The organism is Rouxiella sp. S1S-2 (assembly GCF_009208105.1).
Taxonomy (GTDB): Bacteria; Pseudomonadota; Gammaproteobacteria; order Enterobacterales; family Enterobacteriaceae; genus Rouxiella.
The window spans coordinates 70,454-83,475 of the sequence record NZ_WFKL01000001.1 but is presented as its reverse complement, the minus strand read 5'-3'; the positions used below and the strand labels follow the sequence as shown (position 1 = coordinate 83,475).

Annotated in this window: 12 protein-coding genes; 9 read left to right on the top strand and 3 right to left on the bottom strand. The window is 53.6% G+C overall.

All coding sequences use genetic code 11. The features are described 5' to 3' along the window. Positions 1-12: 12 nt before the first annotated feature. Complete coding sequence (gene hdfR, locus GA565_RS00380) at positions 13-840, bottom strand: HTH-type transcriptional regulator HdfR (protein ID WP_152196934.1); 828 nt, start codon at positions 838-840, stop codon at positions 13-15. A 118-nt stretch (positions 841-958) separates the two neighbouring features. Here hdfR and GA565_RS00375 point away from each other — a divergent pair, with 118 nt between their 5' ends. Continuing rightward, entirely contained in the window at positions 959-1,297 is a 339-nt protein-coding gene (locus GA565_RS00375) for a DUF413 domain-containing protein (RefSeq protein WP_055773416.1), read from the top strand. A gap of 25 nt (positions 1,298-1,322) precedes the next feature. Here GA565_RS00375 and GA565_RS00370 read toward each other — a convergent pair whose 3' ends face one another. Further along, positions 1,323-2,876 (bottom strand): YifB family Mg chelatase-like AAA ATPase, encoded by a 1,554-nt coding sequence (locus tag GA565_RS00370; protein WP_152196933.1) that lies wholly within the window; start codon positions 2,874-2,876, stop codon positions 1,323-1,325. A 320-nt stretch (positions 2,877-3,196) separates the two neighbouring features. Between GA565_RS00370 and GA565_RS00365 the strand changes: the two genes are divergently transcribed. The 8 genes from GA565_RS00365 (at position 3,197) to GA565_RS00330 (ending at position 11,894) form a co-directional block, all read left to right on the top strand. Further along, positions 3,197-4,414, top strand: coding sequence for an MFS transporter (locus tag GA565_RS00365; protein ID WP_152196932.1), 1,218 nt, complete (start codon positions 3,197-3,199; stop codon positions 4,412-4,414). Between the two features lie 153 nt (positions 4,415-4,567). Further along, complete coding sequence (gene ilvL, locus GA565_RS00360; RefSeq protein WP_072156395.1) at positions 4,568-4,666, top strand: ilv operon leader peptide; 99 nt, start codon at positions 4,568-4,570, stop codon at positions 4,664-4,666. Positions 4,667-4,816: 150 nt separating this feature from the next. Continuing rightward, positions 4,817-6,463: an acetolactate synthase 2 catalytic subunit gene (gene ilvG / locus GA565_RS00355; protein WP_152196931.1), complete on the top strand. Its 1,647-nt coding sequence runs from the start codon at positions 4,817-4,819 to the stop codon at positions 6,461-6,463. Next, a complete protein-coding gene (gene ilvM / locus GA565_RS00350) occupies positions 6,460-6,735 on the top strand; it encodes an acetolactate synthase 2 small subunit (protein ID WP_055773409.1) in 276 nt (91 codons plus the stop codon). The genes ilvG and ilvM overlap by 4 nt, the downstream gene beginning before the upstream one ends. A gap of 15 nt (positions 6,736-6,750) precedes the next feature. Continuing rightward, complete coding sequence (locus tag GA565_RS00345; RefSeq protein WP_152196930.1) at positions 6,751-7,683, top strand: branched-chain amino acid transaminase; 933 nt, start codon at positions 6,751-6,753, stop codon at positions 7,681-7,683. A 69-nt stretch (positions 7,684-7,752) separates the two neighbouring features. Then, entirely contained in the window at positions 7,753-9,603 is a 1,851-nt protein-coding gene (gene ilvD, locus GA565_RS00340; RefSeq protein ID WP_152196929.1) for a dihydroxy-acid dehydratase, read from the top strand. 5 nt (positions 9,604-9,608) lie between these two features. After that, a complete protein-coding gene (ilvA, locus tag GA565_RS00335) occupies positions 9,609-11,153 on the top strand; it encodes a threonine ammonia-lyase, biosynthetic (protein WP_152196928.1) in 1,545 nt (514 codons plus the stop codon). A gap of 39 nt (positions 11,154-11,192) precedes the next feature. After that, positions 11,193-11,894 (top strand): DUF2461 domain-containing protein, encoded by a 702-nt coding sequence (locus tag GA565_RS00330; protein ID WP_152196927.1) that lies wholly within the window; start codon positions 11,193-11,195, stop codon positions 11,892-11,894. A gap of 37 nt (positions 11,895-11,931) precedes the next feature. Here the strand turns inward: GA565_RS00330 and ilvY are convergent, their stop codons facing one another. Next, entirely contained in the window at positions 11,932-12,816 is an 885-nt protein-coding gene (ilvY, locus tag GA565_RS00325; protein WP_055773398.1) for an HTH-type transcriptional activator IlvY, read from the bottom strand. Positions 12,817-13,022 lie beyond the last annotated feature (206 nt).

Below are 13,022 nucleotides of genomic sequence, written 5' to 3'. Positions count from 1 at the left end.
ATCAGCACAGTGCTAAATACCGGTGCTCATCGGTGTTTTCAGTAGCTGTCGGATCAGTACTTGCTGATCGCTGTTTTGCAGCCAAACGGCGTACAGCGGCCTGATAACCGGCGGAATGTCTTTATAAACCGACAGTTGCGGATAGTCTTTCTCCCAGTGGCTTGGGAGGAAGGCGCATCCGCCAGTGGTATCGAGCAGCTGGCGTGTTAGATGCGCGGAGGTGGTCGTTAGCACCGGTTCCTGATCGCTGGCCTGCATTCGACTTTCCTGCTGCGGAAAATCCGCGCCCCATTCCAGTCTGATGTACGCTCCCTGAGCCGTTTTATCTTGTTTATGCGAGCAAAAAAGACGTAACGAAAAATTACCCAGCAGTTGGCTGGATAGCTCATCCATCTTTGGCGGCTCGGTGGTGATGAGCAAATCGAGCTGTCTTTCATGCAGTTGTTTTACTAATGACTGGCGTAGTGCCACGCGTGCTTCCAGTCGCAATGATTCACGTTGCTCATACAAAGCCTGTAGCCACGGTGTTAAATATGCCTCCCAAAGCGAGGCCGTTGCGCCAATCGATAATTCTGTGTGCTGTAAAGAGCGTACAACCTCTTTTTTCGCTAATTGCCATGTTGACATCAGGTTTTCCGCGTAAGGCAGCAGGCGCTCTCCTGCGGGCGTCAGGCGGATGTTATTTCTATGACGTGTAAACAAATTTGCGCCAAGTTGGGTCTCCAATTGGCGTATTCGAAAGCTCACCGCTGACTGTGTCAAATACAGAGATTCAGCCGCCCGACCAAAGTGACGAGTTCTACTGACCTCCAAAAAGGTTTTCAGTAATTCCGTGTCCACTACCATCTCCAAAATTTTTTGTCGTTAAGATTTAAATGTTTTGTTTTACAGATTGTCAAGCCTATCTAATACTCCGCGCCATAACAGCACGACCATGAGAGAATTAGGAGCGTGTCAGATGGCGGAAAGTTTCACCACGACAAATCGTTTTTTTGACAATAAACATTACCCTCGCGGGTTCTCCCGGCATGGCGATTTCACCATTAAAGAAGCGCAATTGCTAGAACGTTATGGCTATGCTTTCAACGAGCTGGATCTGGGAAAACGCGAACCGGTAACCGAAGAAGAAAAGCTGTTTCTGGATGTTTGCCGCGGCACCCGCGAGCCAGCAACCGACGCTGAAAAAGTGTGGAATAAATATATTATTCGCACCCGTCGTCCAAAGAAATTCCATACGTTGTCAGGCGGCAAACCGCAGGCTGACACGGTGGAAGACTATACCGACAGCGACGATTAACAAAACGGGGCTTGTCCCCGTTTTTTTATGCCAAATTTTTATGCAACGTTAACAATAGCCGATCCATACAGCGATAGCTTAATGCTTCAGCGAGTTGCGCTTTTTGTATTGTTTCCTGCCGATTAAGATCGGCCAGCGTCCTGGCGACTTTCAATATCCTGTGCCACGCCCGTACTGATAACCCCAGCTTTTGTAACACACTTTCCAGAAACACGGCATCCTCCCGAGTTAATTTGCAAAATTGCTGTACCTCCGTGCTGCTCAAATGCGCGTTAAGCTTACCGGCTCGAGCCAGCTGACGCTCGCGGGCGGCGATCACGCGCGTTCTCACCTGCTGGCTGGTTTCCTGCGTTACGCGACTCGCCTGCTGGTGCTGTTGGCTAAGCAACCCGGGCGGTAATAGCGGCACCTCAAGGGAAAGATCGAACCGGTCAAGAAACGGGCCGGATAATCGGCTCAGGTAGCGCAGTATCTGCTGCGGCGGCGTTCGGTTGTGCTGGCCCTGATAGTGGCCGGTTGGACTGGGGTTCATCGCCGCTATAAGCTGCATACGTGCAGGGAAATCAACCTTGGCACGGGTTCGCGAGATGGTGATTTCACCCGACTCCATCGGCTGTCGCAGCGCGTCGAGCACTTTGCGCTCAAATTCGGGCAGCTCATCAAGAAACAGTACGCCGTTATGCGCCAAAGAAATTTCTCCGGGGCGCGGAATGGTGCCGCCGCCGACCAGCGCATTGAGAGAAATACTGTGATGGGGTGAGCGAAAGGGGCGCAGGCGCGTATTGGCCGAACAGCCTTCGTACTGCCCCTGGGGAGAATAAACCAGACTGGCAATGGCCGCGGTTTCCAGCGCCTCCTGCTGGGTAAGCGGGGGCAAAATTCCGCGCAACCTGCTGGCCAGCATGGTTTTACCCGTGCCCGGTGGCCCGAGTAACAAAAGATTGTGTCCTCCGGCGGCGGCAACTTCGAGCGCTCTTTTTGACTGCTCTTGGCCGATTATCTCGCTGAGGTCACCGACTTCTGGCTCGGGAGCTGATTCTGCATCGCGCTCTACGGCCAGCAAGCTGCCGGTTCCTTGTAAAAAGGCACACACTTGCAGCAGGTGATCGGTTACCCACACCTGATCTTCTTCAAGCAGTGCCATCTCCCGCTGGTTGTCGGCCGGTAAAATTAGCCTTCTCCCCTCTTTTTGTGCAGCAATAGCCGCCGGAATAGCACCATTAACGCCGCGTATCGCGCCTGACAGCCCTAACTCACCAATAAACTCGTATTTCCCCAACTGGTCGGTAGCAAGTTGCTCAGAGGCCGCCAGAATCGCAATTGCAATCGGCAGGTCATAACGGCCACCTTCTTTGGGCAAGTCAGCGGGGGCGAGATTTACCGTGATGCGTTTAGGGGGGAAGGTGAATCCACAGTTGATTAGCGCACTGCGAACGCGGTCTCGGGCCTCTTTAACCGCCGTCTCCGGCAAGCCGACCAGCGTGAGGGCGGGTAATCCGTTGCTGATATGAACCTCAATGGATACGCGGGGGGCGACCACGCCTAACGATGCCCGAGTATTCACAATCGACAGCGACATGCAGCCTCCCTGTGTGCATGAAAAACGCATTATGGTCGCGCAAACTCTGGCCGTGAATCGGCAAAGCGTTTTTCTCCAAGACCTGCCGCAGGTTTTCTTTGCAACACGCATCAACCTGCATACCTTTGCGAAGCTTCTCCAAATCCCCCGCAACACTCATTAACACTTAGCCTTTTTTCGATACAAATTAGCCCGCTAATAATCTTGCTGGCTATTTAAGCCGCGTGTATTAATTAAAGCAGTGTATTTAACAATAAATAAACAAATACATCTTACCTGAGCAGTCGTCACCCCCTACTATTCGAATAAGGTAACTCATCATGTTTGGTTGGACTTCCCGGCAACGTAATGTCGCCATTGCCAGTTTCCTTAGTTGGACTCTGGACGCCTTCGACTTCTTTCTGCTGGTTTTTTTGCTCAGTGATATCGCCACCTCGTATCACGTTGATATTAAAGACGTGACGTTGGCCATTTTACTTACGTTAGCGGTGCGACCGATTGGTGCGTTGCTGTTTGGCCGCGCGGCTGAAAAGTTCGGGCGCAAGCCGGTGCTGATGGTCAATATTCTGTTCTTCTCTTTCTTCGAACTCTGCACCGCTGCGGCGCCGTCGCTGACCGTTTTCCTGATCCTCAGGGTGATTTACGGCGTGGCAATGGGCGGCGTATGGGGCGTGGCATCATCGCTGGCGATGGAGACTATTCCAGACCGTTCACGCGGTCTGATGTCCGGTATTTTCCAGGCAGGTTACCCGTTTGGATATCTGCTGGCGGGCGTGGTTTATGGGTTGCTCTATAACGTAGTGGGCTGGCGCGGCATGTTTGTTATCGGCGCGGTGCCGATTTTCCTGCTGCCGTTTATCTATTTCAAAGTTCAGGAGTCACCGGTCTGGCTGGCGGCTCGCGAACGCCATGAAAGTACCGCGCTGCTTCCCGTGCTGAAAACGCACTGGAAACTGTGCGTGTATCTGGTGGTACTGATGGCGGCGTTTAACTTCTTCAGTCACGGGACTCAGGATCTTTATCCGACCTTCCTGAAAGTTCAGCACGGATTTGACGCCCATACCGTCAGTATTATCGCTATCTGCTACAACATCGCCTCGATCATTGGTGGTGTCACCTTCGGCATCTTGTCCGAGCGAATTGGCCGCAAGAAAGCCATTATTATCGCCGCGCTGCTGTCGCTGCCGGTTCTGCCGCTGTGGGCGTTTGCCGGTGGGTCATGGACTTTGGGACTCGGTGCTTTCCTGATGCAGTTTACGGTGCAGGGTGCATGGGGTGTGATACCGAGTTACCTTACCGAACTGGTGCCGGACAATACGCGGGCCGTTCTTCCTGGTTTCGTTTATCAGTTGGGTAACCTGATCGCTTCTGTTAACGCAACACTGCAAGTTTATATTGCCGAAAGTCATGGCCACAACTACGGATTAGCGATGGCGATGGTCGCCGGAACGGTGGCGATTGTGATTTCAGTGCTGGTGTTCTTCGGACGGGATACTCGGGGTAAGGTCATTACTGCCGCATCAAATGTTAAAGGCTAAGATCTCGACTCGAGAGCCTGAAAAACCTGAGTTTTTTGTGATTTTTTGTACAACGGCCTGAGTTAATAACGTAAGAAAAGTATTGTCTTTACTCATCTAACTGTGATAACTCTGTAGGCAATCGTTCGAAATAAGAAATTAAGAAACCTAAAAATGAAAGCCCTCGTCCTAGTACTAAGCCTAGTCGTTATTCGTGTGGTGGTGATTATTATCCCACCGTGCGGGGCTGCACTTGGACGAAGAAAGGCTTAATAAACAAGCCTGAACCTGAAAAGAACCCCCGCACCGAAAGGTACGGGGGTTTTTTTTTGGTCAGATTAATTTGTAGCGGAAAGAGGCGGGAGAAAATATGAACAACAGCATAATATTCTGCGCTAGTAGCCAAAAGGCAGGGGAATAAAGATGAATGGTGCACAGTGGGTAGTACAAGCTTTGCGTTCGCAAGGGGTCGAGATGGTCTTTGGTTATCCTGGCGGAGCAATTATGCCAGTATACGACGCACTCTATGACGGCGGCGTGGAACACCTACTGTGCCGACACGAGCAAGGCGCGGCAATGGCAGCAATCGGCTATGCCCGTTCAACCGGCAAAGTTGGCGTATGTATCGCCACCTCCGGTCCGGGAGCTACCAATCTGATAACCGGCCTTGCCGACGCGTTGATGGACTCCGTTCCGGTGGTTGCTATCACTGGTCAGGTAGGCTCCGCCTTCATTGGCACCGATGCCTTTCAGGAAATCGACGTATTGGGCCTGTCTCTGGCCTGCACCAAACACAGCTTTTTGGTTGAGTCGCTGGAGGCACTGCCGGAAATCATGGCGGAAGCCTTCGCCATAGCCAGCAGCGGCCGTCCAGGGCCGGTATTGGTTGATATCCCTAAAGACATCCAATTGGCGGTGGGCGATTTATTACCGCATCTGATGCCTGTTGAGCAAGAAATGCCGCAACCCCTTACCGAATTAGCACAGGCGTATGCCATGATCGCCGCCGCGCAGAAACCGATGCTTTACGTCGGCGGTGGCGTGGGTATTGCCGGAGCCGTTCCCGCCCTGCGCGCGTTTATTCGTGCTACGGGAATTCCCTGCGTTGCTACACTTAAAGGATTGGGCGCACCGGATGCCAACGACCCTTGTTACTTGGGCATGTTGGGCATGCACGGCACCAAGGCCGCCAATGTGGCGGTGCAGTCCTGTGACCTGCTGATCGCCGTCGGTGCACGTTTCGACGACCGCGTAACCGGCAAGCTGAACACCTTCGCGCCACATGCCCGCGTTATCCACATGGATATCGACCCGGCAGAATTAAACAAACTGCGTCAGGCGCACGTCGCACTGCAAGGCTCCTTATCCGCTATGCTGCCTGCGCTGGAACAACCATTATCAATCAATGCGTGGCGTGATGAAGTCATGACGTTGAAAGCAACCGGCGAGTGGCGCTATGACCACCCGGGTGAGGCTATTTTCGCCCCGCTGTTGCTCAAGCAAATTTCCGATCGCAAGGACGCCAATACCGTGGTGACAACCGACGTGGGCCAGCATCAAATGTGGACCGCGCAGCATATGACTTTCTCACGTCCCGAGAATTTCATCACCTCGAGTGGTCTGGGAACGATGGGCTTTGGCGTTCCTGCCGCCGTAGGTGCACAGGTTGCTCGCCCTGATGATATGGTTATCTGCGTTTCTGGTGATGGTTCATTCATGATGAATGTTCAGGAGCTGGGCACCATCAAGCGAAAACAGTTACCGCTGAAAATCCTGCTGCTGGATAACCAGCGGTTAGGGATGGTTCGACAGTGGCAGGAACTGTTTTTTGATGGACGCTACAGTGAAACCAACCTCTCAGATAACCCCGATTTTATAACGTTGGCCAGCGCATTCGATATCCCGGGCCAACGTATCAGCCGTAAAGACCAAGTCGACGCTGCTCTGGACGCTTTCTTCAATAGTAAAGGCCCTTATCTGCTTCAGGTATCCATCGACGAAAATCAAAATGTCTGGCCTTTGGTACCGCCGGGTGCAGGCAACGAAACCATGTTGGAGAAAATGTCATGATGCAGCATAACGTCTCAATTCAGGCCCGCTTCCGTCCGGAAATGTTGGAGCGCGTACTGCGCGTGGTTCGCCACCGCGGATTTCAGGTTTGCGCCATGAATATGTCCCCGATGGTCAATGAAGAAAATATTAATATTGAATTGACCGTTGCCAGCCTGCGGTCAGTCGATTTACTGTCAGTACAGTTAAGCAAATTAATGGATGTCGCCTGTGTCGAAGTCCAGCAACACACATCACAACTAACTAACCAACAAATACGCGCCAACGCGTAAGTAAGGAAAAGAAGAATGTCTACGAAGAAAGCTGATTTTATTTGGTTCAATGGCGAGATGGTTAAGTGGGAAGACGCAAAGGTAAGCGTGATGTCCCACGCACTGCACTACGGCACGTCAGTATTTGAAGGCGTCCGCTGCTACGACTCGCACAAAGGACCAGTGGTTTTCCGTCATCGTGAACATATGCAGCGTCTGCATGACTCTGCAAAAATCTATCGATTCCCTGTTAAGCAGTCCGTTGAAGAATTGATGGAAGCTTGCCGTGACGTGCTGCGCAAAAATAAACTGAAAAGCGCATATATTCGTCCGCTGGTCTTTGTTGGCGACGTAGGTTTGGGCGTTAACCCGCCGGACGGTTATGAAACTGATGTGATCATCGCGGCCTTCCCTTGGGGCGCTTACCTCGGTGCTGAAGCGTTGGAAAACGGTATCGATGCCATGGTTTCTTCATGGAATCGTGTTGCGGCAAACACCATTCCAACCGCCGCGAAAGCCGGGGGTAACTACCTTTCCTCCCTGCTGGTGGGCAGCGAAGCACGCCGCCACGGTTACCAGGAAGGTATCGCACTGGACGTGAATGGCTACGTTTCTGAAGGCGCGGGCGAAAATCTGTTCGAAGTGAAAGAGGGCATTCTGTTTACTCCGCCGTTCACTTCATCTGCACTGCCGGGCATCACCCGTGACGCTATCATTAAATTAGCAAAAGATCTGGGTATCGAAGTGCGTGAGCAGGTGCTGTCTCGCGAGTCTCTGTATCTGGCCGATGAAGTGTTTATGTCTGGCACCGCGGCAGAAATTACGCCGGTTCGCAGCGTAGACGGTATTCAGGTTGGCGAAGGCAAACGAGGTCCGATTACTCAGAAAATACAGAGCGCATTCTTCGGCCTGTTCACCGGTGAAACCGAAGACAAATATGGTTGGTTAGACCAGGTCAATCCAGAATAACGTAGAACTATATTCGGCGGACGGCGGTTGCGCCGTCCGCATAAAAGCATTTATTGGAGTGAATAGAGCATGCCAAAGTTACGTTCCGCTACCACGACTCAAGGCCGCAACATGGCCGGCGCCCGCGCATTATGGCGCGCCACCGGAATGACTGACGACGATTTTAATAAACCGATTATCGCCGTCGTTAACTCCTTTACCCAGTTCGTACCGGGTCACGTTCACCTGCGTGACATGGGCAAGCTGGTCGCAGAACAGATAGAAGCCTGCGGCGGTGTGGCAAAAGAGTTCAACACCATTGCCGTGGACGACGGTATTGCCATGGGCCACGGCGGCATGCTGTATTCACTGCCTTCGCGCGAGCTGATTGCCGACTCAGTGGAGTATATGGTCAACGCGCACTGCGCCGACGCCATGGTATGTATCTCCAACTGTGACAAAATCACCCCGGGAATGCTGATGGCCGCTCTGCGCCTTAACATTCCGGTTATCTTCGTTTCCGGTGGTCCAATGGAAGCGGGTAAAACCAAGCTGTCTGACAAAATCATCAAACTCGACTTGGTTGACGCGATGATTCAGGGTGCCAACCCGAAAGTCAGCGACGCCGACAGCGAGCAAATCGAGCGTTCTGCGTGTCCGACCTGTGGTTCATGCTCCGGTATGTTCACTGCCAACTCGATGAACTGTCTGACCGAAGTGCTGGGCCTGTCCCAGCCTGGCAATGGCTCACTGCTGGCGACCCACGCCGACCGTAAAGAGCTGTTCCTGTCTGCCGGTACGCGCATCGTAAGCCTGGCCAAGCGTTACTACGAAAAAGATGACGAAAGCGTATTGCCGCGCAGCATTGCCAGCAAAGCCGCGTTCGAAAACGCCATGACGCTGGACATCGCGATGGGTGGCTCAACCAACACCATTCTGCACCTGCTGGCTGCCGCGCAGGAAGGCGAAATCGATTTCAACATGACCGACATCGATGCGCTGTCCCGCAAGGTCCCACACCTGTGTAAAGTTGCGCCAAGTACGCCGAAGTATCATATGGAAGACGTTCACCGCGCCGGTGGCGTCTGGGGTATTCTGGGCGAGCTCGACCGCGCGGGTTTGATGAATCGTAATGTGAGCAACGTGCTGGAGATGAACTTCCCCGAGACGCTGCAAAAATACGACATCATGCTGACCGAAGACGAAGCGATTAAAAAAATGTTCCGCGCAGGCCCGGCCGGTATCCGTACCACCAAGGCGTTCTCGCAGGACTGCCGCTGGGACACGCTGGACGATGACCGTGCAGAAGGCTGTATTCGTTCTCTCGACCACGCATTCAGCAAAGAAGGCGGCCTGGCCGTGCTTTACGGCAACATGGCGATTGACGGCAGTATCGTTAAAACCGCAGGCGTTGATAAAGACAACCTGACCTTCCGTGGCCCGGCCAAAGTGTACGAAAGCCAGGATGCGGCGGTAGAAGCGATTCTCGGCGGCAAAGTGGTTGCGGGTGACGTGGTCGTTATTCGTTACGAAGGACCCAAAGGCGGACCGGGCATGCAGGAAATGCTCTATCCGACCACCTACCTGAAATCGATGGGGCTGGGTAAAGCCTGTGCGCTTATCACCGACGGTCGTTTCTCCGGCGGTACTTCAGGCTTGTCTATCGGCCACGTTTCTCCTGAAGCGGGCAGCGGCGGCCTGATTGCGCTTATCGAAGACGGCGATATCATCGACATCGACATTCCTAATCGCGGCATGGTGCTTGACGTGTCAGACAGCGAACTGGCTGCACGTCGCGAAATTGAACTGGCCCGTGGCGATAAAGCCTGGACGCCTAAAAATCGCGTTCGTGAAGTTTCCTATGCCCTGCGTGCCTATGCGTTGCTGGCGACCAGCGCCGACAAAGGCGCAATTCGCGACAAGAGTAAGCTGGGAGGCTAACTGTCATGGCGGTATCACAACCTTTGCCCGATCAACCCAGCGGAGCAGAATATCTGCGTGCCGTGTTGCGGGCGCCGGTTTATGAGGTGGCGCAAGTTACCCCATTGCAGGTGATGGAAAAAATCTCGACCCGCCTGAATAACGTTATTTTGGTCAAGCGCGAAGACCGTCAGGCGGTGCACAGTTTTAAACTGCGCGGCGCCTACGCGATGATTGCCGGATTGACCGAAGAGCAGGGCGCACGCGGCGTGGTCACGGCTTCGGCCGGTAACCACGCGCAGGGCGTTGCCCTGTCGGCAACTCGAAAAGGGATAAAAGCGCTGATTGTGATGCCGGTCGCGACGGCCGATATCAAAGTGGATGCCGTGCGTAATTTCGGCGGGGAAGTTCTGCTGCACGGCGCCAATTTTGATGAAGCTAAAGGCAAGGCGATTGAGCTTTCACAGTCACAGGGCATGACCTTTGTGCCACCTTTTGACCATCCGGCGGTGATCGCCGGACAAGGAACGCTGGCGATGGAACTGCTGCAGCAGGACGCGCACCTCGACCGAGTCTTTGTTCCGGTCGGCGGCGGCGGTCTAGCAGCGGGCGTTGCGGTGTTAATCAAACAGCTGATGCCGCAAATTAAAGTCATTGGCGTTGAAGCCGAAGACTCAGCCTGCCTGCGCGCGGCGCTGGACGCCGGTGAACCGGTTGATCTGGCGCGCGTGGGGTTGTTTGCCGAGGGCGTAGCGGTTAAACGCATCGGCAATGAAACCTTCCGCCTGTGTCGTGAATATCTCGACGACGTGATAACCGTAGACAGTGACGCCATCTGTGCGGCAGTGAAAGACCTGTTTGAAGACGTGCGTGCCATCGCCGAGCCTTCGGGCGCGCTGGCGCTGGCGGGTCTGAAGAAATATGTGCAAGAGCATAATATTCAGGGCGAGCGCCTGGCGCACGTGCTGTCGGGAGCCAACGTTAATTTCCATGGTTTGCGTTATGTATCAGAACGCTGCGAGATTGGCGAACAGCGTGAAGCCCTGCTGGCCGTAACGATCCCCGAGCGTAAGGGCAGCTTCCTGAACTTCTGTCAGCTGCTGGGCGGTCGTTCAGTCACGGAATTCAACTACCGCTATGCCGATGCCGATAATGCCTGCATTTTTGTTGGCGTTCGTTTGACGCGTGGCAACGCCGAGCGTAAAGAGATTATCGATCTGCTGAACGAAGGCGGTTATCAGGTGGTGGATTTGTCCGATGACGAGATGGCGAAACTGCACGTGCGCTACATGGTCGGCGGTCGTCCGAGCAAGCCGCTGCGCGAGCGTCTTTACAGCTTCGAATTCCCGGAGTCTCCGGGGGCACTGCTAAAATTCCTGCATACCTTGGGCACGCACTGGAATATTTCGCTGTTCCACTATCGCAGTCACGGCACCGACTTTGGCCGCGTGCTGGCTGCGTTTGAGCTGACCGAACAAGAGCCTGAGTTTGAAAAGAACCTCTCTGCATTGGGTTACGATTGCCATAATGAATCGGATAATCCGGCGTTCAGATTCTTTTTGCAGGGCTAGGTTTTACTAAAAAGTTTTATTTAAAAACAGGGACGGCGTATGAGCTCCACGTTCAGCGGTTTCAGTCAGCCAGGGCTGAATTTTCTTCAGCAGGTACGAATTGAAAACGACAAAGAGTGGTTTGAAGAAAATCGGCACGTGTACGATCGGGAAATTCTTACGCCGTTTCGCGCGCTGGTGGAAGCGCTGAGCGCCAGCATGCTGCTCATCGATCCCCAGTTCGAAATCCGTCCTGCTATCGGTAAAACGCTGTCGCGCATTCATCGCGACACGCGTTTTTCCCATGATAAATCGCGTTATCGCAGCCGCATGTGGCTGACCTTTAAACGCCCGAGCAAGGACTGGAAAGATGCACCGGTCTACTTCTTCGAGCTTGGCCCCGACATGCTGCGCTACGGCCTGGGTTATTACAGCGCCAATAAACAAACCATGGACCTGTTCCGCCATACGCTTTCTCGCCAACCCGAGCAGTTTCTTGAGGTGGCAGAGTGCTGTCGTTCACCTTTTGAGCTGGTGGGTGAGAGTTACAAACGTCTTTTGGTAAAAGAGCAGGACCCCGAGATTGCCACCTGGTACAACCGAAAGTCGTTTGCGGTGATGGCCACGGATAATCAGGTCGAGAAGCTTTTCAGTCCCGCACTGGTTGACGAGCTGGTCATCGGTTTTCAACAGCTTGAACCTTTGTACCACTGGCTAATGCGGGTTGAAACCATGAAACAGGTCGATCCTGCCGATCTTTAATCGCAGAACCGATCTTTTCATTCGGCGGTTTGACGCTTTACAACAGCAGTTGCCAGAACGCCTCAATCAGCGGTTCGTCGAGGCGTTTACGCTGCACGCACACGCCTAACGGCAGCGGAGCACCCGGCGCAACGTTGTCCAGAACAGAAATACGGTTGCGGATAGGCTCGGGGCTATTGTCGAGCACTACGCCCGGAATAAGCGCCACGCCGCAGCCTAACGCGACCATCGAGACAATGGCTTCATGGCCGGATACCGTGGCGTAAATCAGCGGGTTAGCCAGTTTTTGGTGGCGGAACCAGCTGTCGATGCGCTTACGTGCCGGCCCGTGTTCAGGGATGATAAACGGAATTTGCGACCAGTCCGGCGTCGGCACCAAAACCTGCGTACGCACCGCACAGGGTAGGGAAGGCACAATCAACGCCATGGTTATTTCACCAATCGGCGTGAAGTCTATACTTGTTGGCAGCAGTTCGGGATGTCCTGCAATGCCAAGGTCGGCTTCAGTGGACTGCACTTTTTGCACCGCGTCGGCGGCATCGCCGGTGGTCAATTTAATTTCTACCAACGGATGCTGCGCGCGAAAGCGGTCCAGTATTGGCGGTAAATGGCTGTAGGCGGCGGTCACCGAGCAAAACAGACGCAGCTCGCCGGAAAGCGTTGGGCCGTTTTGCCCCATGGCGTGACGCAGCTGCTGATACTGCAACAGCGTCTGCTGGGCGAAGGTTTTAAGCTGTTCGCCCGCTTGGGTTAACTGCACGGTGCGGTTATCGCGCTGAAAAAGCGTCTGCCCCAGCTCCTCTTCGAGCCGCTGTATTTGGCGCGAGAGCGTAGACGGGCTGACGTGCATAGCCTTGGCCGAACGCCCGAAATGCCGGCTTTCAGCCAAATTCAGAAACAGTTTCAGATCGCGTAAGTCCATAAAATTTCCCGACTGTGTCATGCGTGTAGTGTGGATTTATTCGTGTTGCAGAAACTGCAATATCATCTTCTTAATATATCAATTTAAGCAATGCTCTGCATGACATATAGTGATTTTACAGCAACCCGTCATGCTTCAAGTTGCAGATGCGTTGGCTACACTCGTTCACCCCAGTCACTTAACTAAGTAAGCGCCCGGGGACACAC

Bases quoted from the DNA above. Each gene is read 5' to 3' on its own strand.
- GA565_RS00375 (WP_055773416.1), top strand. From the start codon at position 959: ATGGCGGAAAGTTTCACCACGACAAATCGTTTTTTTGACAATAAACAT.
- GA565_RS00370 (WP_152196933.1), bottom strand. From the start codon at position 2,876: ATGTCGCTGTCGATTGTGAATACTCGGGCATCGTTAGGCGTGGTCGCC.
- GA565_RS00365 (WP_152196932.1), top strand. From the start codon at position 3,197: ATGTTTGGTTGGACTTCCCGGCAACGTAATGTCGCCATTGCCAGTTTC.
- ilvL (WP_072156395.1), top strand. From the start codon at position 4,568: ATGAAAGCCCTCGTCCTAGTACTAAGCCTAGTCGTTATTCGTGTGGTG.
- ilvG (WP_152196931.1), top strand. From the start codon at position 4,817: ATGAATGGTGCACAGTGGGTAGTACAAGCTTTGCGTTCGCAAGGGGTC.
- ilvM (WP_055773409.1), top strand. From the start codon at position 6,460: ATGATGCAGCATAACGTCTCAATTCAGGCCCGCTTCCGTCCGGAAATG.
- GA565_RS00345 (WP_152196930.1), top strand. From the start codon at position 6,751: ATGTCTACGAAGAAAGCTGATTTTATTTGGTTCAATGGCGAGATGGTT.
- ilvD (WP_152196929.1), top strand. From the start codon at position 7,753: ATGCCAAAGTTACGTTCCGCTACCACGACTCAAGGCCGCAACATGGCC.
- ilvA (WP_152196928.1), top strand. From the start codon at position 9,609: ATGGCGGTATCACAACCTTTGCCCGATCAACCCAGCGGAGCAGAATAT.
- GA565_RS00330 (WP_152196927.1), top strand. From the start codon at position 11,193: ATGAGCTCCACGTTCAGCGGTTTCAGTCAGCCAGGGCTGAATTTTCTT.
- ilvY (WP_055773398.1), bottom strand. From the start codon at position 12,816: ATGGACTTACGCGATCTGAAACTGTTTCTGAATTTGGCTGAAAGCCGG.